Annotated in this window: 20 protein-coding genes, 4 tRNA genes and 1 riboswitch; of the genes, 16 read left to right on the top strand and 8 right to left on the bottom strand. The window is 43.1% G+C overall.

The window, feature by feature from the left end; all coding sequences use genetic code 11:
• Positions 1-61 precede the first annotated feature (61 nt).
• Complete coding sequence (pgeF, locus tag V6E90_RS01215) at positions 62-802, bottom strand: peptidoglycan editing factor PgeF (protein WP_016543192.1); 741 nt, start codon at positions 800-802, stop codon at positions 62-64.
• Between the two features lie 149 nt (positions 803-951).
• Positions 952-2,001 carry a 23S rRNA pseudouridine(1911/1915/1917) synthase RluD gene (rluD, locus tag V6E90_RS01210; protein WP_032861272.1) on the bottom strand — a complete coding sequence of 350 codons (1,050 nt, stop codon included), beginning with the start codon at positions 1,999-2,001 and terminating at the stop codon, positions 952-954.
• Between the two features lie 71 nt (positions 2,002-2,072).
• Here rluD and V6E90_RS01205 point away from each other — a divergent pair, with 71 nt between their 5' ends.
• Together V6E90_RS01205 and V6E90_RS01200 are read left to right on the top strand one after the other, a co-directional pair.
• Positions 2,073-3,173 (top strand): outer membrane protein assembly factor BamD, encoded by a 1,101-nt coding sequence (locus V6E90_RS01205; protein ID WP_065343496.1) that lies wholly within the window; start codon positions 2,073-2,075, stop codon positions 3,171-3,173.
• Positions 3,174-3,301: 128 nt separating this feature from the next.
• Entirely contained in the window at positions 3,302-5,191 is a 1,890-nt protein-coding gene (locus V6E90_RS01200; RefSeq protein ID WP_332604259.1) for a DNA primase, read from the top strand.
• Positions 5,192-5,197: 6 nt separating this feature from the next.
• Here V6E90_RS01200 and hemA read toward each other — a convergent pair whose 3' ends face one another.
• Positions 5,198-6,481, bottom strand: coding sequence for a glutamyl-tRNA reductase (gene hemA / locus V6E90_RS01195; RefSeq protein WP_016543196.1), 1,284 nt, complete (start codon positions 6,479-6,481; stop codon positions 5,198-5,200).
• Between the two features lie 79 nt (positions 6,482-6,560).
• On the opposite strand from hemA, the gene V6E90_RS01190 reads away from it, so the two are divergent.
• The 12 genes from V6E90_RS01190 to V6E90_RS01135 all read left to right on the top strand — a co-directional run bounded on the left by V6E90_RS01190 (position 6,561) and on the right by V6E90_RS01135 (position 14,633).
• Positions 6,561-8,279 carry a tetratricopeptide repeat protein gene (locus V6E90_RS01190; RefSeq protein WP_016660589.1) on the top strand — a complete coding sequence of 573 codons (1,719 nt, stop codon included), beginning with the start codon at positions 6,561-6,563 and terminating at the stop codon, positions 8,277-8,279.
• A 4-nt stretch (positions 8,280-8,283) separates the two neighbouring features.
• Positions 8,284-8,865, top strand: a complete 582-nt coding sequence (gene lolB, locus V6E90_RS01185; RefSeq protein ID WP_016543198.1) for a lipoprotein insertase outer membrane protein LolB — start codon at positions 8,284-8,286, stop codon at positions 8,863-8,865.
• A 14-nt stretch (positions 8,866-8,879) separates the two neighbouring features.
• The gene (gene ispE, locus V6E90_RS01180; protein WP_332604258.1) at positions 8,880-9,710 is read left to right on the top strand and encodes a 4-(cytidine 5'-diphospho)-2-C-methyl-D-erythritol kinase; all 831 of its coding nucleotides are present in this window, start codon (positions 8,880-8,882) and stop codon (positions 9,708-9,710) included.
• A gap of 1 nt (position 9,711) precedes the next feature.
• Positions 9,712-9,786 (top strand) — tRNA-Gln (locus V6E90_RS01175).
• A gap of 33 nt (positions 9,787-9,819) precedes the next feature.
• A tRNA-Gln gene (locus tag V6E90_RS01170) sits at positions 9,820-9,894 on the top strand.
• An 18-nt stretch (positions 9,895-9,912) separates the two neighbouring features.
• Positions 9,913-9,987, top strand: a tRNA-Gln gene (locus V6E90_RS01165).
• 84 nt (positions 9,988-10,071) lie between these two features.
• Positions 10,072-10,146: transfer RNA gene (locus V6E90_RS01160), tRNA-Gln, on the top strand.
• A gap of 37 nt (positions 10,147-10,183) precedes the next feature.
• The gene (locus tag V6E90_RS01155; protein WP_005273299.1) at positions 10,184-11,137 is read left to right on the top strand and encodes a ribose-phosphate pyrophosphokinase; all 954 of its coding nucleotides are present in this window, start codon (positions 10,184-10,186) and stop codon (positions 11,135-11,137) included.
• Between the two features lie 97 nt (positions 11,138-11,234).
• Positions 11,235-11,531 carry a 50S ribosomal protein L25 gene (rplY, locus tag V6E90_RS01150; protein WP_004655250.1) on the top strand — a complete coding sequence of 99 codons (297 nt, stop codon included), beginning with the start codon at positions 11,235-11,237 and terminating at the stop codon, positions 11,529-11,531.
• A gap of 19 nt (positions 11,532-11,550) precedes the next feature.
• Positions 11,551-12,132 (top strand): aminoacyl-tRNA hydrolase, encoded by a 582-nt coding sequence (gene pth / locus V6E90_RS01145; RefSeq protein WP_016541737.1) that lies wholly within the window; start codon positions 11,551-11,553, stop codon positions 12,130-12,132.
• Positions 12,133-12,271: 139 nt separating this feature from the next.
• Positions 12,272-12,652 (top strand): aspartate 1-decarboxylase, encoded by a 381-nt coding sequence (gene panD, locus V6E90_RS01140; RefSeq protein ID WP_004655255.1) that lies wholly within the window; start codon positions 12,272-12,274, stop codon positions 12,650-12,652.
• 190 nt (positions 12,653-12,842) lie between these two features.
• Positions 12,843-14,633: a patatin-like phospholipase family protein gene (locus V6E90_RS01135; protein ID WP_278494212.1), complete on the top strand. Its 1,791-nt coding sequence runs from the start codon at positions 12,843-12,845 to the stop codon at positions 14,631-14,633.
• A gap of 15 nt (positions 14,634-14,648) precedes the next feature.
• Here V6E90_RS01135 and V6E90_RS01130 read toward each other — a convergent pair whose 3' ends face one another.
• Both V6E90_RS01130 and V6E90_RS01125 read right to left on the bottom strand, forming a co-directional pair.
• Positions 14,649-15,830 carry a hypothetical protein gene (locus tag V6E90_RS01130; protein WP_332604257.1) on the bottom strand — a complete coding sequence of 394 codons (1,182 nt, stop codon included), beginning with the start codon at positions 15,828-15,830 and terminating at the stop codon, positions 14,649-14,651.
• An 11-nt stretch (positions 15,831-15,841) separates the two neighbouring features.
• Entirely contained in the window at positions 15,842-16,048 is a 207-nt protein-coding gene (locus V6E90_RS01125) for a hypothetical protein (RefSeq protein WP_065343501.1), read from the bottom strand.
• A 185-nt stretch (positions 16,049-16,233) separates the two neighbouring features.
• A riboswitch (FMN riboswitch) is annotated at positions 16,234-16,393 on the top strand.
• A gap of 98 nt (positions 16,394-16,491) precedes the next feature.
• Here V6E90_RS01125 and ribB point away from each other — a divergent pair.
• Positions 16,492-17,151 (top strand): 3,4-dihydroxy-2-butanone-4-phosphate synthase, encoded by a 660-nt coding sequence (gene ribB / locus V6E90_RS01120; protein WP_065343607.1) that lies wholly within the window; start codon positions 16,492-16,494, stop codon positions 17,149-17,151.
• Between the two features lie 47 nt (positions 17,152-17,198).
• On the opposite strand, the gene V6E90_RS01115 is transcribed toward ribB, so the two are convergent.
• Positions 17,199-17,873 (bottom strand): HAD-IA family hydrolase, encoded by a 675-nt coding sequence (locus tag V6E90_RS01115; RefSeq protein WP_016541732.1) that lies wholly within the window; start codon positions 17,871-17,873, stop codon positions 17,199-17,201.
• A gap of 93 nt (positions 17,874-17,966) precedes the next feature.
• Here V6E90_RS01115 and V6E90_RS01110 point away from each other — a divergent pair, with 93 nt between their 5' ends.
• Positions 17,967-18,734, top strand: coding sequence for a hydroxymethylpyrimidine/phosphomethylpyrimidine kinase (locus V6E90_RS01110; RefSeq protein WP_065343502.1), 768 nt, complete (start codon positions 17,967-17,969; stop codon positions 18,732-18,734).
• A gap of 78 nt (positions 18,735-18,812) precedes the next feature.
• Here the strand turns inward: V6E90_RS01110 and lysM are convergent, their stop codons facing one another.
• Both lysM and acpP read right to left on the bottom strand, forming a co-directional pair.
• Positions 18,813-19,286, bottom strand: a complete 474-nt coding sequence (lysM, locus tag V6E90_RS01105; protein ID WP_016541730.1) for a peptidoglycan-binding protein LysM — start codon at positions 19,284-19,286, stop codon at positions 18,813-18,815.
• Positions 19,287-19,494: 208 nt separating this feature from the next.
• A complete protein-coding gene (acpP, locus tag V6E90_RS01100) occupies positions 19,495-19,731 on the bottom strand; it encodes an acyl carrier protein (protein WP_004655272.1) in 237 nt (78 codons plus the stop codon).
• Between the last annotated feature and the right edge of the window lie 19 nt (positions 19,732-19,750).

Below are 19,750 nucleotides of genomic sequence, written 5' to 3'. Positions count from 1 at the left end.
TTAGATCAAGTTTAACATTTTTAAAGGCTACAAGGCGAATCAAGCATGCCAAGAATGTCTTTTACTGCATAAATACCAGCGTTGCCATCCGTCCCGTTTTTGCATCACGGCGATAAGAAAAATAGTCTTGGGCCTGTTGATAAGAACACTGATCTCCACCCAAAACAGTCTTGACACCTAAGCGATTAAGAATAAAGCCAGCAATCGCATATAAATCAGCTTGGTATTTCCCTTCAACTTGACCCGCAATAAATGCCGAAGCCAATTCAGGGTATTTGTCACAGAAAGCTGCTTTTACTTCAGCACCAACTTCAAAGCAAGGTTGGCTAATGGCAGCACCTAACCACGCCCAAGTGGGTTGAGACTGCATTTCAGCCACTGTATTTTCGACAATGCCATTAGCCAAGCCACGCCAACCAGCATGTAAATTGGCAACTTCTGTCCCTTCGGCATTACCCAAAACCACAGGCAAGCAATCAGCCGTCATCATCATTAAGGCATGACCTGCTTTTTGGGTGACCAAAGCATCGCCTTCAAGAGCTACAAATGGAATCTGTTCATTGATGGTATGACAAATGGTGCTATGTGTTTGCGTCATCCATGTAATTTTATCCACACCAAATGCAGATAACTGATTCAGTAATAACATGCGATGCTGCTGAACACGTTGCGCATCATCATTGACATGCAAAGCCAAATTAAATCCGGATAGATTTTGATTGGATGTTGCAATGCTCTGAGGATGTTCAATCCGTGTTTGAGCCACATAGACCCCTTTCGGCAGACCTTGTACAAATTCCATAAATATCTCCTGAGCTATATTGTCTACCGTCAACCTCTCCCGCCCCCCTCCTAAAAAGAGAGGGAATTTAAAGCACTCTAAAACATTGAATTCACGGAAATCCACCTCTTTTTTTAAGGAGGTAGATTTAGAGGGCGGTAGCGCTTTACTTAATACGCTTCATTTTCACTACGCAGGACTTCAAGCAATTGGGTAAAGTCTTCTGGCCACGGTGCTTCAAACATCATTTCTTCACCCGTACGAGGATGTACCAGCCCCAACTTTGCAGCATGCAAGGCTTGTCGTTTGAAACTACGCAACATATCCGTCAGTTTTTCTGAAGCACCTGCGGGGAAACGCACACGATTGACATACACTGGATCACCCACCAAACCATGACCTAGATAGCTAAAATGCACGCGGATCTGATGGGTACGACCTGTTTCCAGCTGCGCCTGAACGCGCGTAAAGTCACGGAAGCGTTCTTTCACGTTGTAATGCGTTACTGCATCACGTCCGCCTGGTAAAATCGCCATTTTGATGCGATCGACAGGATGGCGTTTGATCGGTTCATCAATGGTGCCACCCGCAATGATGTTGCCATAGGCAATCAAATCATAAACACGGTAAACCGTTTTCTTAGCCAATTGCTTGCTGAGTGAGAATTGTGCTTCTAGATTTTTCGCAACCACCAATAAGCCACTGGTGTCCTTATCAATACGATGCACCAAACCTGCGCGAGAAAGCTCAGCTAATTTTGGGGCATGATAAAGTAAGGCATTGACTAAAGTTCCAGTTGGATTACCAGCGCCTGGATGAACCACCATGCCGACTTCTTTATTGATGACAATAATATCGTCATCTTCATAGACAATATTTAAGGGGATATTTTCTGGCTGGCTCGAGGTTTGCGCTTCAAGTTCGACTTCAAGCGTGAGCAGTTCATTCCCTTCACAGCGGTACTTGGGCTTAACAATGTTACCATTTACCAACAGATGACCATCTTTCATCCATTGCTTGAGTTTTTCACGAGAAAATTCGCTCCAAACCATTGCGGCAACCTGATCAATGCGTTGACCTAAATAGTTTTCATCAAGTTGAATTTGCAACGATAAACGTGTTGCAGTTGAGTCGGAATTATGATTATCTGCATCGACAGAATCTTCGAGTAAGAAATCTGTTTCAGAGAAGTTTGAATTGGAAGATTGTGCTGAAGTCATTTGATGATCGGTACAAAAATGGTTTAATAGCACCATTGTAGCTCATTGCCCAGAATAACAGAGGAGTTTTTATGTCGCTACCACGTTATAAAATTACGGTGCTTGCACTATCTTTAGGTGTAGCGTCTGCATTTGTGGGCTGTAGCAGCAATCCAAGTAAGAAAGAAGTGGTTGATAAAGGACCACAATCGAGTGAACAAGTTTATTTTGAAAAAGCGATAAAATCACTTGAACGCAACCAATATACCGATGCAGTCAAGTCACTTGAAGCTTTAGATACCTATTATCCAACGGGGCAATATACGCAACAAGCTCAACTTGAGCTGCTTTATGCGAAATTTAAACAAAAAGATTATGAAGGTACGATTGCACTTGCAGATCGTTTCATTCGTTTAAATCCACAACATCCCAATGTCGATTATGCCTACTATGTTCGTGGTGTAGCCAACATGGAAATGAACTACGATAGCTTGATTCGTTATACTTCTTTACAGCAATCACACCGTGATGTGAGCTATGTCAAACTGGCTTATCAAAACTTTGTCGAGTTAATCCGTCGCTTCCCAAGTAGTCAGTATTCTGTCGATGCAGCACAGCGCATGAAATTTATCGGTCAAGAATTGGCTGAAAGCGAAATGAATGCTGCACGTTTCAACATTGAGCGTAAAGCATGGCTAGCAGCAGCTGAGCGTGCACAATGGGTAATTGAACATTATCCGCAAACACCTCAAACACCTGAAGCTTTAGCCACTTTGGCGTATAGCTATCAAAAGTTGGGCGATCAAGCGACTGCGCAACAATATATTGAGATTTTAAAACTCAACTATCCAAACTTGGTCAAATCGAATGGTGAAGTGAATTTACGTGCTGCACGTAAAGAAGGCAGTTGGGTCAACCGCGCCACACTCGGTTTACTCGGACGTGAATCAAAAACTGTACAAGTTAAAGATGAAGCAAAAGGCGATACTGAACAACGTAGCCTCACCAATCGTCTCAGCTTTGGCTTATTAGGTAAGCCTGAAGCTGAACAAGCCACACCTGTTCCAGTGGTAGCACCTGAAGCACCAGCAGCAACCACGGAAAATAAACCGAGTTGGAAAAACCGTTTAAGCTTTGGCTTACTCGATAAGCCAGAAGCGAACAATACATCTGAGGACGATGCCGCAAACTAATTTGCAATCACCTGATACATCAAACAGGCAAGTCTCCCTTGCCTGTTTTTTATTTTATGCAACAATGATTCCTGACATTTTGCAATGCAACAATGTTCTACTCCCCCGTCTTAAATGGTTAAACACACATGGCAATTCCACAACATACGATTGATCAAATTTTAGATCGAACCGACATCGTCGATTTGATCGGTCAGCGTGTGAAGTTAAAAAAGACGGGACGTACTTATTCGGGCTGTTGTCCTTTCCATCAAGAAAAATCACCCTCTTTCCATGTTTATCGTGATAAGCAATATTTTCATTGCTTCGGCTGTCAGGCCAACGGCAATGCCATTCGCTTCTTGATGGATATTGATGGTCGTAATTTTGTCGATGTGATGAAAGAACTGTCGAATAAGACAGGCATCGAACTCCCCAAAGACAATCAGGACAATAAAAAACTCTCTTATAGACGTAGCCCTCAGCAAGTTGCGGCTCCACAGCCAACAGTTGTACCTGTAGTCGAGAATGCCGTCCCCGCACCTGCGACTGAGGAATTTATCGACGGACATTTTGTCGATATGGATCGTTATATGGATGATCCTTTTGCCCAGTTCGATCCCTCATTCAATATTATCGATGAACAGGTACAGGAAGGTAATCTTTACGATTTATTGGAAAATGTAGCGCAATTCTACGAACGCCAACTCCCAAATAGTCAAAAGGCACAGAACTATTTTAAACAGCGTGGCTTATCCCCACAGACCATTCAATTCTGGCGTTTGGGTTATGCCCCTGAAGACTGGCAGCATTTGGAAAAAGCCTTTCCGCAAGATATTGAAGGTTTAAAACAACTTGGCCTGATTCGTTCCAGTGACAGTGGTCGAGATTTCGATTTATTGCGTGAACGTGTCATCTTCCCGATTCGCGATCATAAAGGTCGTGTGGTCGGTTTTGGTGGTCGTGCCTTAAACGATGAGATTAAGCCCAAATATATCAACTCGCCTGATTCGGAAGTATTCCATAAGAACCAATTGCTTTATGGCTTATACGAAGGCCGTAAACTCAAGGCCAATGACTGGTTGATGGTCGAAGGTTATATGGACGTGATTGCGTTGCAGCAATATGGGATTAATGGTGCGGTGGCAACACTAGGAACCGCCAGTAATGCTGATCACTTAACCACCCTGTTTAAACAAAATTCTCGAATTACCATTGCCTTTGATGGAGATGCCGCAGGTCAAAAAGCGGCTCGACGCACCTTAGAAATTGCCCTGCCATTACTCAATGATGGTCGTGAATTGAAATTCTTTGTGCTTCCGAATGAACATGATCCTGACTCATTGATTCGTCGTGAGGGCTTAGAAAACTTCCAAAAACTCTTACAACAAGCGCCGCTGTTATCTGACTTTGTGTTTGCCCATCTAACAGGACAGCATGATGTCAGTACGCCAGAAGGTAAAAGTCTGGTGATGGGGGAACTACGTGAATTAACGGAATTATTGCCTAAACATGGCTCATTTCGTTATCTACTGAGTCAGTCTTTTCGTGAAAAGCTCGGTCTGGGTAAACGCTTTACGCCACAAATCAGCCATGATGCTTCTTTGTCATTTAATATTCAGACCAAAGATGAAGATTTTGCAGTGGCAATCTTGATGCACCACCCTTTTCTTTATATTCATTTTGAAGAGCTACGGGCAGTGATTGATCAAAATGAACTGTTGGCCAAGATTCTGGCAGCACTGAATATTGTGTTTGATGACTTGCCAGATGATCAGGAATTGGCAACTTATTATGTGCTCGGTGCATGTAGCAGTTATAGCCATGAACTGGCGGATATCATGCAGCGAACCAATATTCAATCACTAACCCAAGCACCTGAAATAGCAGATAAACTGGCGAAAGAATACGCCTTAGGTCTACAAGAGAAATATTTGCGTTTAAAGCTCAAATCACCCATTTCTTTGATTGAGTCACGTAATTTGCGTCAACAACTAAATGAGTTGACCAAACAGATTAGCTTGCGTTTATTGTCATAACGATGATTACTGACGTGGCTTCCGCTCATGTTCAAACACATCTTGCAGATGCTGCTGTAGCCATTCGAAATAATCTGGATTTTCAGCTTTTGCCGCTTCTCTCAGTAAAATCGAAGTGGGATGCATCAGCTTTTGCGTCAGACGATGCGCAAACTCTTGCATCACCTGTTCTGCTGCATGACCATGTTGCAGTGCTTCCAAAGCATGCGCCAACTCTTTTTGGCTGACTTCTTCACTATGTTGGCGATATGCCTGAATGGTACCACTGGCTTCTTTGACTTTTTGCTGGGTCATCAATTGGGTCGCCAATTGATTCACCATAATTTCAGCTTCAACCGCGGCCTGACGACGTTGTGCCAGATTCTCATCAATCACGCTTTGTAAGTCATCAACACCATACAAATAGACGTTATCCAATGATTCGACTTTGGGGTCAATATCACGTGGAACAGCTAAATCGACCATCAACATCTGTTGATAACGGCGCTTTTTAAGGGCTACTTTAACGTCTGAATATTCAATCACTTGATGCAAACTACCTGTACAACTTGAGACCACATCCGCTCTATGCAAGTTTTGTGCAAGTTCTGCAAAAGGAATGATTTCCACATCAACTTGATGGGCAATCTCTTGGGCCAAAAGATCAGCACGCTCTCGACTACGGTTACAAATCAAGATCTTCGCCACCCCCATTTCTGCCAGATGTTTGGCAACCAGACTATTCATTTCACCTGCTGCGACCACCATCACCGTCAGTTTTTCAGTATGACTAAACACCTGAGAAGCCAACTGCGCAACCGCATAACCCATTGAAACAGCATGACTTCCTACGGAAGTTTCAGAACGGACACGCTTTGCTGCATAAAAAGCATATTCAAATACGCTGTTTAATTCTGGCGAAACGGTTTCTGCATCTTTGGACAGCGCCAATGCACTTTTCACCTGCCCCAAAATTTGTGGCTCACCCAGCATCAGCGAGTCTAAACCACTGGCAACACGCATCAGATGTGTAACTGCTTGGGCATTCTCGTAACGATAAACATGATGAATTAACTGTTTTACATCAATATTATTCACTTGGGCCAGCCAAGTCAGAACGCTATCCGCATCTTCTGTCATGGCATAGACTTCGGTGCGGTTGCAGGTTGACACCACCACCAGATCATTCAGCGATGAATGTTGGTTTTGTTCAAGCAATAGCGCAGCTAATCGCTCTGCATTGAAAGCAATTTGTTCGCGAAGTTCAACAGAAGCTGTTTGATGGTTGACGCCCAATGCAAAGAAAGACATATCAGATCATCATTTCGCTAAATTTATGTTATTGTGCAACATCGGTGTCATAAAAAGCATTACTTTGGATCAATAAAAATTGCGTCAGCTATATCGCCGTACCCTTTTTAGCGGCAAGACGATTAGACGGTATTCTACCACAATCTTGTTGTTAGGTAGCATGAGCTCTTATGTCTCTGCACAAGCAATACACGACATGTATGCAGACAAGAGTTTTGAGCATGCGCTACAACAAAGCATGGTGGCTGAATTTTCCCTTGCTTATGATGATATTGCAACCGCATTACACAATTATACGGTACTTGCGATTCGCAGTAATTCAACCACAATCAAACAGCGCGCCCTAGACATTGCATTAGAATACAATGACTTGCAATCAGCTTTAAACATTGCCACGCATTGGGTTGAACAAGAACCGAAAGATGTTCCCGCACTGTTTTATTTGTCTCATATTGCCCTCAAGACTCATGAATATGAGTTGGCAGCAAAAACACTAGATAAGATTCTTAATATTGACCCCACCGCCGATCTGGAAGAAATTTTAGCGGGGATTGCGCCTGAACAAGCTCAGGATCGCGAGATTTTACTGAATGCCCTACGTGCCAGCGAAGAACGAAATAATCCTTCGATTCTGGCCTTGATTGCAGGTTTAGAAGCACAAGATGGCTTGTATGAACAAGCTCTCAACAACATCAATCGTGCATTGCGCAAACGCTCAAAATCGACCAGTTTTATTCTAATGAAAGCCAACTTATTAATGGCTTTGCAGAATGATGAAGAAACGAAAGAATGGTTTGAAAAAGCCAGCCGTAAAAATAAAAATAATGTTGATGTTCGGATGGCGGAAGCGCGTTATTACATTCAAATCAATCAACAGCAACAAGCCCTCGATAAGCTTGAAGATATTATCAAAGACCATCCCAAGGCAGAAGAAGCCTTGTTCATTGCAGGCTTAACCAGTATTGACTTAAAGCAATACGAAAAAGCTGAGCAATATCTGGTTGAATTGCGTTCATCGGCAAAATATCAGAATGAAGCGTATTACTACCTTGCGATCAATGCGCAACGTAAACAGCATTATGAAACCGCAAAAGCCTATTATCGTCTGGTGGATGGGAGTTTATATATTGTTTCTCGACGCAATATGATTTCGATTTTTGAGAAACAAGGGCAACTCAATGATGCCTTACGTTTCTTGACGCAGGAACGAGTCAACTACCCTCAACATGCCAGCTTTCTGTATCAGGCACAGGCTGATATTTTAAAGAAGATGGATAATAAAAAGGCAGCTTTGGCCTTACTAGATGAAGCGATTAAGAGTCTACCTGACGATCCAGAATTGATTTATGCCGAGGTGTTATTACTCGATCCTTATACTGATCGTGATAAATTAGACAAAACGCTCAAGCAACTTTTAGCCATTGAGCCAAACAGCCCAACCTATCTGAATGCCTATGCCTATACCTTAGCGCTGCAAAATCGTCGTCTCAAAGAGGCACGAAAATATGCCGAATTAGCACTGGATTTTGCCCCTGAGCAAGCCTCAATTCTCGACACTTTGGGCTATATTGCCTTCCTGCAAAATGATTTTGATACTGCCGCCAAAGTCTTAGGCCAAGCCTATTCATTGAGTGAAAATGTCAATATCGGCATTCGTTATGCCAAAGCATTGTATATGCAAGGCGCACTCACGCAATTTAGCGAGGTGTTACAGCAATTGAAACAAAAACATGCCAATGCCCCACAATTACAACAACTTGATAGCTTAATCTTACCCATCACCGTAAAAAAGAGTTAAATCCATGCGCTTGTTTTCAAAATTATGCGTCGCGGTATGTAGCAGCAGCGTTTTATTATTAACGGGCTGTCAACATTTCAGCCAGCCAAATAAAGTCGTGACTTCCCCTCAAGTGCAAGATGAAAACAACTTTAGCCTGCAAGGCAAAATTGGTGTGCGCACCCCTCAACAATCTGGCAGTGCTTTTTTTACATGGGTACAACAACAAGATCAGTTTGATATTGAGCTCACCGGAATTTTAGGCGTGGGTAAAACCCAAATTGAAGGGAAACCAGGGCAAGTGACCTTAAACAGCGCCAAAACAGGCCTGATTACGGCTGAAACACCTGAAGAATTACTCGAAAAAGCAACAGGTTGGCAAGCTCCGATTATGCATCTTGCCTACTGGGTACAAGCTAAGCCAGCCACTCAAAATGCCCAAACCAGTAAAGATGAAAGTAACCGTTTAAAGCAATTGGTTGAAGATGGCTGGACGGTTGATTTTAGCTATAATGATGCGCAACCCCTTCCCAATAAACTTTTGTTGAAGCAAGCGCTTGCCGATGACAAAGAAAACCGTATTACAATGGTTATTCAAAACCGATAATTTAGATTGTGTATATGATTAGAGTGCCTTCTCCTGCCAAATTGAATTTATTTCTGCATATCACCGGTCGTCGTGACAATGGTTATCATGAATTACAGACTATTTTTCAACTGATTGATTTATATGATTGGATGACGTTTGAACCGATTGCAGAGCCAACCATTCAAATTGAGGGTCTAAGCGAAGTCACTCTTGAGCAAAACTTAATCTATCGTGCAGCACAACTGCTCAAACCTCATGCAAAAAAAATCTGTGGCCTAAATATTGCCATTGAAAAAAATATTCCTATGGGTGCGGGTCTCGGTGGCGGATCATCCAATGCCGCCACTACCCTACTTGTACTCAATCAACTCTGGCAATGCGATCTAAATGAGCAACAATTGGCCGAGTATGCTGTGCAACTGGGTGCGGATGTTCCCATCTTCGTTTTAGGTCGAAATGCATGGGCTGAAGGCATCGGGGAACATTTATCATTCATAGACTTAGCTCAAAAAAAATTCATAATCTTAAAACCTGACTGTTTTATCAGCACTCAACAGCTTTTTTCGCAAAAAACATTGACAAGAGATTCTAAGATCACTACATTTTGCGCCTATCAGATAGAACCTTCTAAATTTGGAAATAACTTTGAACCTCTGGCTCGACAGTTATACCCTGAAGTAGAAGAAGCAATGCAATATTTAGATCAGTTTGGTCTAGCAAAGCTTACAGGTACAGGTGCTTGTGTTTTTACTGAAGTAACCAATGAAATGGATATAGAGCAAATTTTGCAAAACGCGCCTTGTAAAGCTTACTTGGTCAATAGTTTAGCAGAATCACCTCTTAGACATTTTAAAGTTACCTGATAGGGGCGTCGCCAAGTGGTAAGGCACCGGGTTTTGATCTCGGCATCCGTTGGTTCGAATCCAGCCGCCCCTGCCAATTTTCATCTGTAGATAGATATATGTAATATATAGGGGCGTCGCCAAGTGGTAAGGCACCGGGTTTTGATCTCGGCATCCGTTGGTTCGAATCCAGCCGCCCCTGCCATTACATATCATCGAATTTAGGGGCGTCGCCAAGTGGTAAGGCACCGGGTTTTGATCTCGGCATCCGTTGGTTCGAATCCAGCCGCCCCTGCCATATCTAAGACAGACTTGTTTTATATTGATATTTGATCAAATATATTGACATTATCCTGTAAAACTATTAAAGTTCTGCCGCATTAGGGGCGTCGCCAAGTGGTAAGGCACCGGGTTTTGATCTCGGCATCCGTTGGTTCGAATCCAGCCGCCCCTGCCATCCAAATTCATTATAAGCCAACCGCCAAGGGTGCTTCATGCCCAATCTTGTCGTTTTTAGTGGAAGTGCTCATCCACATTTCGCTCAAAAAGTCGTAAGCCATTTACACATTCCTTTAGGTGCTGCTTCTGTAAGCAAGTTCTCTGATGGTGAAATTTCAGTAGAAATTACTGAAAATGTTCGTGGTAAAGACGTTTTTATCGTTCAGTCTACCTGTGCGCCTACCAATGATAACCTCATGGAAATCTTGGTCATGGCAGATGCTTTGCGTCGTGCAAGTGCTGGTCGTATCACTGCTGTCATTCCTTATTTCGGTTATGCACGTCAAGATCGCCGTCCGCGTTCTGCTCGTGTACCAATTACAGCGAAAGTTGTTGCAGATATGCTAACAACCGTTGGAATTGACCGTGTGGTAATGATTGACCTACATGCAGACCAAATTCAAGGTTTCTTCGATATTCCTGTTGACAACATTTACGGTACGCCAGCGCTATTGGCTGACTTACGTCAACAACAACATCATAACCTCGTGGTGGTTTCACCTGACGTTGGCGGTGTTGTTCGTGCCCGTGCTGTTGCAAAACAAATGGGTGATATCGACTTAGCGATTATCGATAAACGTCGCCAAAAAGCAAATGAATCACAAGTGATGCATTTGATTGGTGATGTAAAAGATCGTGACTGTGTCATCGTAGATGACATGGTGGATACAGCAGGTACGCTATGCAAAGCTGCGGATGCACTGAAACAATTTGGTGCTCGCCGTGTTGTTGCATATGCAACTCACCCTGTTCTATCAGGCAAAGCGATTGATAACCTTCGTAATTCTGTGATTGATGAATTGGTTGTTACAGATACCATTCCACTCTCAGATGAAGCATTGAGCTTAGGCAAAATTCGCCAAGTATCTGTTGCGAGCATGGTTGCTGAAACAATTCGTCGTATCAATAACGAAGAATCTATTAGCGCAATGTTCGATAGTTATCTATAATAGCCCAGCTTTTTTTCTTAAACCCTAGCTCGCTAGGGTTTTTCTATCACTAAACTGGTCGCAAGTTTAGTTCATTAAACTCAATGAGGATATGCCCATGGCAAACTTCGTATTAAACGCTCAAGCACGTGAAGTAGCACAACAAGGGAAAGGTTCGAGCCGCCGCCTTCGTCATGCAGCACAAATTCCAGCAATCATCTACGGTGGTAGCGCTGAGCCTGTAACCATTACTTTAGAGCTTCGTGAAATCGTTAAAGCTTTAGAAAACAACGCTTTCTTCGAAGAAGTAATCGAAATCAAAATCGGTGACAAAGTTGAAAACGTTAAAATCCAAGCGTTACAACGTCACCCAGCTAAAAACACGCCTATGCACGCTGACTTCAAACGCGCATAAGTGTTAAAGGCGTAAATTAGTGTCAAATATTTCGCTAATTGTTGGTTTGGGCAATCCTGGAAAGGAATATGCCCAAACCCGCCATAATGCAGGTTTCTGGTTCGTTGAACAGCTTGCAGATCGTTATGGCATCTCTTTAAAAGCTGATCCTAAGTTTCATGGATACAGTGGTCGTGGCCAAATCGAAGGTCATGATGTCCGTTTATTACTCCCTACCACTTTTATGAACCGTTCTGGTCAAAGTGTTGTCCCTTTCGCAAAATTTTATCAAGTTGCACCTGAAGCAATCCTGATCGCGCATGATGAACTGGATATGAATCCTGGCATTATTCGTTTGAAAACAGGTGGCGGACACGGTGGACACAATGGTCTCCGCGATATCGTCCCGCATATCGGTGCTAATTTCCATCGTCTACGTATTGGAATTGGACATCCGGGTGCCAAAGAACGCGTTTCTGGTCATGTGCTTGGTAAAGCGCCTAGCAGTGAACAAGGCTTAATGGATGCAGCCATTGACCATGCCCTATCTCAGGTGAAAATGCTTGTTGGTGGACAAGTGTCTCAGGCAATGAATCAAATTAACGCTTACAAACCCGCTTAAACTGAATTGTTGATCAATCCCGCTTGCCATATTGCATTTTTAAGCGCAAAATGCGCATCAAACCGCCTATAGCCCGCGGAAAACGTGACAAGTCAACCATAAGATAATCATCTTAGGTCTTACTCAGGAGACGCTAGCCATGCTATCTCGTTTATTAAAATGTAAAATTCACCGTGCAGTTGTGACTCATGCAGAGCTTCATTATGAAGGTTCTTGTGCAATTGATGGCGTATTAATGGACTTAGCAGGGATTCGTGAATACGAAGAAATCCACGTATGGAACGTCACTAACGGCAAACGTTTCACCACGTATGCAATCCGTGGTGAAGATGACTCAGGTATTATTTCAGTCAATGGTGGCGCAGCACACCAAGCTGATGTTGGTGATTTAGTGATTATTGCAACTTTCGGCGATTTTACCGAAGTCGAAGCCAATCTTCACAAACCACGTTTAGTTTATGCAAACCCAGACAATACAGTGAACCACACTGCAAACTGTATTCCTGTACAAATTGCATAAGCCATAAAAGATTCCTAAAAAGCCATGAGCCACAGCTCATGGCTTTTTTATTGCATGAATACAACCCGCTCATGCACTTGAACAAAAATACAAAAACACTGAAAAATAAGGCCAAGTTTTACGCAAGCAAACTTGTAAAATTGCACCAGAATTTGTTCAATAAAAAGACAATAAAGATAATTTGAACAATATGGATATTATTAATATTTTAAGTAAAGTTAGCCTCTTTGCTGATCTAGATCATGCAATGCTTGAAACATTGCTTCCGTTTTGCCATATACGTCATCTGCAAACGGGACAACAACTATATTGCGCCCATGACATTGCCGATCATGTCTATATTGTTGCCTATGGGCGTGTCAAACTCACCAGCACAACAGGATTACTGACCTATTATGGTCGTCATGAACTTGTCGGTGAAACTGGCGTGATTTCCAATCAGCCTCATCATTGCACAGTCAATGCTGTTCGGGATACAGCGCTTATTGGAATTCCACAGCAGCAATTTTTGGATTTTATTCACCTACACCCCAAAGTCCTATTCGCTTTATCTCGGCTGATCATCAACCGCTCCCAGCCCGATCAACAGCATTGCCATGTGATGGGAAGCAGTCGCACACTTTCAGTCATTCCTGTCTCCGCTCATATTCCCGCCACCCATTTGGCAGAAAAACTAACTGAACATTTACAGCGCTGGCCGCATGTGCGTTTGGTGACTGCAGCACATATTGATGCCCTGTTTGGGACAGGTTTCAGCCAAACCCCACTGGACTATAGCCCTGAGGATTTACAACTGAGACAATGGCTTGCCAGCTTAGAAGAAAAGCATTGCTATGTCCTTTATGCTGCCGATAACAGTGAAGATGAATGGTCAAAACGCTGTTTACATCAGGCAGATCGGATTCTGATTCTGGCCGAAGCCAATCAAACCCCGACCCAAACCCCACTCTCGCATGTCCTCAGCCAACATGACTGGCAAAGCCCAATTGAATTGGTCTTACTGCGTTCCGAAGGTGATCCTTCACCGCACACCCTGATCTGGAAACAACTCTATCATGCTCGTGCCCATTACTTTGTCCATCCTTGGGCACAGAATGATATTTGTGCGGTAGCACGACAGATTTCCAGTCAAGGGGTGGGTTTGGTGCTTGGCGGCGGTGGTGCACGCGGCTTCGCCCATATCGGCTTGATCCGTGCCTTGGAACAACTGCATATCCCGATTGATATTGTCGGTGGTACCAGTATGGGAGCTTTTGTCGCGGCGCTAGTGGCCTGTGGTTTTGACAGTGTCGAAATGACGCATATTGCCTATGAGACTTTTGTGGCGCGTAATTATCTCAATGATTACACCATGCCACGGGTTTCCCTCATTCGGGGACAACGTTTCCACAGTCGTCTGCATGCCATCTTTGGAAGTCGCAGAATTGAAGAGCTCAGACAGACCTATTACTGTATTTCAACCAACCTTACTACAGGTCAAGCCGTGATTCATGATCAAGGTGAACTGGCGACTTGGGTCGGTACCAGTATGAGTGTGCCGGGTGTTGCACCACCCGTCGCTTGGCATGAAAATCTGCTCTGCGATGGCGGCGTGATTAACAACCTCCCCACAGATGTCATGCAAAACCTAGAAAGAGGGACCATAATTGCCAGTAATGTCAGCCTGCACGATGACATTCGAGTTCCTGGAATTGGCTTGGAAGAACCAGATCAGAGCGCCCTGCTTAACTGGAATAAAATTATTAAAGATAAACTGTTGCACGCACCACGACTGGCAGAAATCTTGATGCGTACCGCGACTCTTGCCAGTGATACCATGATCCAAACAGCTGCAATTGAGCGGGCAAATTTACATGTTCGCATGCCGATCGAAGGCATCGGGATGTTTGATTGGCATAAACTGGATGAATTGGTTGAGCTTGGCTATAACCACGCCATTGAGATGTTGTTACCCATTCGCGAAACATTGCCTAATGCATAAAGCCACTAGATTGAACTATGACAACTGTACAGATCGAATCTGATAACGATCTAGTAAAATATCTAAATAGTGATAGGTTTCCGGATCTAATTGCTGCATATAACCATCTAGAATTCGGTGGCATTGTTGCTGCTTTGCAACAGGCATGCGACGCATGATGTCAAAAGTCACCTCCCATTGTGAGCGCAATAATGAAGCATAAGCAATATGATGCAGGACTTGCTCATCAATTTGTGCAATCGCGGTTGCAACGACATCTCTAGCCTCATCTTGCATATAATTCACAATCACCAACATATCGGTCCATAAATCGCAACGATCAGCTGCCTCGACGATACTCTGAATAATCTCTACCTGTCTCAATGCAGGCAAATTGGCTACGAAACGCTGTGCTTGTGCCGACAGGCAAGCAACCACAGGTAACATATCTTCCCACAACTGATCTTCCTGTGTGGCTTGAATAATGGCATTGACCACAGGCTCGCCTTGCAAAACTGCTAAATCGCCCAACTCCTGCTTCAGCCCATAACTGATATAACTCATCAAGGCCAAAACTTTGGGCCAAACTAAGCGCTGTGCTGGATCACCAATAATCAATAAGGCTTTCTCAATCCGCTGTTTGGGCAATACATGTACCAAATGGTCGATTTGCTCACGTGACTCGATAAAAAAAGCAATCTCTAACAGATCACTTTCACTCTCAACGACTTGCGCCACATCTTGTAGAACTACATCAGACAACATACTGACAAAGCGACCTATCGTGACAAAATCACGTTGTTCCAGTAGAACTTTGGTGATGTCGGTAATCTGATGGGTGGTGAGATAGCCCAATAACTCTCTTGCCAAGCGTGGGTCTAAATACACTGAAATTGCTGCAACCGTTTTAGCAGGCAGATGCTTTACGATGCGATAAGAACTTTCTGTCGATAAATACACCGCAATTTGAGCCACGATAAAGGGTTCTAAAAAATGCTTCACCATAAACACACTAATCCAGCGCGGTAACCAATTCACCCATGCAGCCAAATAACGGAAACGCTTTTTTTGCTGATTTTGTAATCGCTCTAATATGGCAAAACGTAATTGTCTTAAACTTTCTGGTGCCAAGGGCTGCATAAAAGCCAATTCAGCTTCGGTAACCTTCAAAATACGCGCCAATTTAATAATCTCTGCCTGTACCGCAAGTCGAGTCATGGCTGCACTCCCTATGCTTTATCTCGGAACAGCCAACGTAGAAAAAAAGGCGTTTGATACAAGCTCTGATTCATTTTCTGGTCTTCATTCGCTAAGGTATGTTGTAATTGTTGATTAAGCCAAGCCAAATCCTGTTGGGGGAGCTGAGAAAATGCTTTAAGACTCATCACAGGCCGATGTAATTGTTGTGCTAATTGTTCCAACTCGGATTTCTCCATCCTTAAACCCTCCGCATTATTGTTGTTTTATCTTTCGAGTGTATGCTCAATTTAAATCGATTACCAGTTTCACCAATAAATAGAAAAACATGAACAAGTTCTCAGCTTATTTTTTCATTTTTATAGAACGATTCATTCTATAAAAACTTGCCTTTTCTCATAAAAATCTGGCTATAATCAAGACACATCGCTTCAGGGCGGGGTGTAATTCCCCACCGGTGGTAAGTTAGGCATCACATTGCAATGACCTAATCAGCCCACGAGCCTGTATATATATTTATATATACTCGCAGATTTGGTGAGAAACCAAAGCCGACGGTATAGTCCGGATGAAAGAAGACGAAACCACCGAAATACGCTTTTTGCGTTGTTTTGGTGTACGCTTATTTTTTACATCAGTCCTGAAATGTTCAACCGTATCCTATTTACGAGAGCGTTTCATTATGTCTAGTTTAATCCAACCCGAACTGTTCTTTTCAGCCCTTTCCCCTGCTGAACAACGTATTCAACAAGCTTTAGAAGATATCCGCCAAGGCAAACCTGTATTGGTGATGGATGACTTCGACCGTGAGAATGAAGCAGATCTTATTATTGCTGCCGAAACACTGACTGTTGAAACGATGGCACAAATGATTCGAGATGGCTCGGGTATTGTCTGTTTATGCCTAACCGAAGCCTTGGCTGACCATTTAGAACTTCCACCCATGGTGGTCGATAATTCTAGTCAGTTTAAAACCGCATTTACCGTAACCATTGAAGCGGCACAAGGCGTGACCACAGGCGTGTCTGCTAAAGACCGTGTCACCACTGTTTTGGCAGCCACCCAAGAAGGTGCTGTGGCGAGTGATCTCAGTCGTCCAGGTCATGTATTCCCTTTACGTGCACGTGAAGGCGGTGTGCTAAGTCGCCGCGGTCATACTGAAGGGACTGTTGATTTAGCACGTCTGGCAGGTTTAAAACCATCTGGGGTACTGTGTGAATTGACCAATCCTGATGGCTCAATGGCTTCAGGGATTCAAGTGCTTGCTTATGCACAAACACATAACTTAACTGTGATTAGCATCGAAGAATTGGTGCAATACCGCTTAAAACATAATGTCTGATTAGATATAAAAAAGCCTCGAATTATCGAGGCTTTTTACAATTCGTTTTATGAAACTTTTCGTTCTGCGTTCAGTTCAGCCACTGTTTCAATGAGCTGACTAAACTGTGAAATTTGCGTCACTGGCTGCGCCTGTGCCAACTCTTCTGCTCGACCATAGCCATAATTGACCGCAATGGTTTCAATGCCATTGGCACGCGCACCAATAATGTCATATTGGCGATCCCCCACCATAATACAGTGCTGAGCATCCAATTGCTGTTGTTCAAGAATATAAGCGATTAAATCCGCCTTGTTAGTTCTCTCACCAGTCAACTCACTGCCATACATCTCGGTAAAATATTGATCCAACTGGAAATGAGCTAAAATTTTCTTGGCGTAGATAATTGGTTTAGCCGTTGCCAAGAACAAAGCATAGCCCTGCGCCTGCAACTGTTGCAAAGTATCCACCACGGTTGGATATACTTCATTTTCAAATAAACCTGTCACCGAAAAACGCTCTCGATAGGCAAGTAACGCTTGCTCAGCAAAGTCATCATCCTGAGTATTGAGTAATTTTGCCAAAGATGCTTTGAGGGGTGGCCCAATGGTCCAATCCAGATCTACATCATCAGCGACAGGTTGGCCTAATTTTTCTAGCGCAAAACGAATTGAACCATGAATCCCAGTTTTAGGATCGGTTAAGGTTCCATCCAAATCGATGAGAATATTTTTGATCGTCATTCGTTCAATCTCTTGCAGTCTTACACAACAGAGTCGAGAGTTTCTCGAAACTTCCCTATACTACCGTAGATTGAAGAATAAAAGGAAATTGCAGTGCGTCCAACCGTACTTTGTTTTTCAGGTTTAGATCCATCGGGTGGAGCTGGCCTACAGGCCGATATTGAAGCAATTGGACAAAGTGGTGCACATGCAGCCATTGCCTGTACCGCTTTAACCATTCAAAACTCGCAACAAGTGTTTGGTTTTGAAGCCACTTCAAAAGAATTACTCTTGGCGCAAGCCAATGCTGTAGTCGGTGACCTGCCGATTAAATGCGTGAAGTCAGGTATGCTCGGCACAACAGATAATATTGCGGCACTGGCTGAGTTTTTGCGTGAACATCCCGATTATCTCTATGTGCTTGATCCAGTATTGGTCGCAAATAGTGGAGGTTCGCTCGGTGACCAAGCAACCTTAGTTCAGGCTTTTGTAGAGTTGATACCTCTGGCAACAGTCATCACGCCAAATACGGTTGAACTAAGGGCCTTAACGGGTCTGGATGATATTGAACAAGCGACCCAAAAACTGTTTGAAATGGGTGCAAAAGCGGTATTGGTCAAAGGTGGCCATGAAGATACCCCTGATCATATCCGTAATGTGCTTTATGCCGATGGTAAAATGCTTGCAGAAAGCAGCTGTCCACGCTTAGAAGGTCAATATCACGGTTCTGGTTGTTCACTGGCAAGTTTTATTGCAGGACGTTTGGCGCTGGGTGATTCGTTAAAAATTGCAGTTCAACATGCTGAAACCTGGTTATTTGGTGTGTTAAAACATGCAGAAACCCCAGTACCGAATGGGCAAAAGATACCAAAACGCTTTTAACCTGTGTCATGAACAATGAACTTTCGAATCTAAGTTCAATAAAAAAGGCGCATCTCGCGCCTTTTTAGTCTCCACAGATTATTGTGGAATACGCAGTACTTGACCAGGGAAAATGTCATCTGCATTTTTAAGTAATGGTCGATTGGCTTCAAAAATTTTATTGTATTGGTTTGGATCACCATAATATTCTTTCGAAATCTTCGACAGATTGTCTCCTGATTTCACCGTATAGAATTTACTTTCTGGCTCAGGTGTTTCGACTGTCATTTGATCATCCACTTGTGCAACATGATCAATATTTCCGACCGCAAGTACAATCTTCTCTTTATCGGCCTGACTCTTCACTTGCCCCTTAATGGTTGCCGTATCAGTATTACCGTTATACGTCACCGATAAGCCATCTACCCCAAGACCTAAACTTTTGATCAAACCTAATAATTTATTTGCAATCTCTTGAGCTGAGGGTTCAGCTGGTGTTGCTGGCGCAGCTTGAGGCTCTGCAGGCGCTGTATTTTTCTTACCAATACCTTTAACAAAATCAAAAAGACCCATTGTTATTTCCTCTGTAATTATTAACCGCATTCATCGTCAAAATAGACTTATATCTAGTTATACAGAAAAAATAAAACACTCGAGTTTCAATTTAACGCGGTCTTGTAAATATATGTATATGCATTAGAACTTAATGAAAAACACACTGTTGTAAAATTTATAGACACAAAAAAGCCACCTGACGGTGGCTTTTGATCATGCAAGATGATTAACCAAGTTTCTTAGTTACGTAATCGATTGCAGATTGAACAGTTGTGATTTCATTTGAATCTTCATCTGGAATCGTGATGTCAAAATCGTTTTCGAAAGACATTACAAGTTCAACCAAATCTAAAGAGTCAGCACCTAAGTCATCCATGAAAGATGCTTCGTTTTTAATCTCTTCAGCACGCATACCTAATTGTTCAGCTACCGCTTGTTTGATGCGTTGTTCGATATCGCTCACAGGAATTCTCCTCATTGCT

Origin of the sequence: Acinetobacter sp. ESBL14 (genome assembly GCF_036668815.1) — a bacterium.
GTDB lineage: Bacteria > Pseudomonadota > Gammaproteobacteria > Pseudomonadales > Moraxellaceae > Acinetobacter > Acinetobacter gyllenbergii.
Note: the sequence above shows the minus strand (reverse complement) of the source record. Positions and strands in the feature narration are given on the sequence as shown.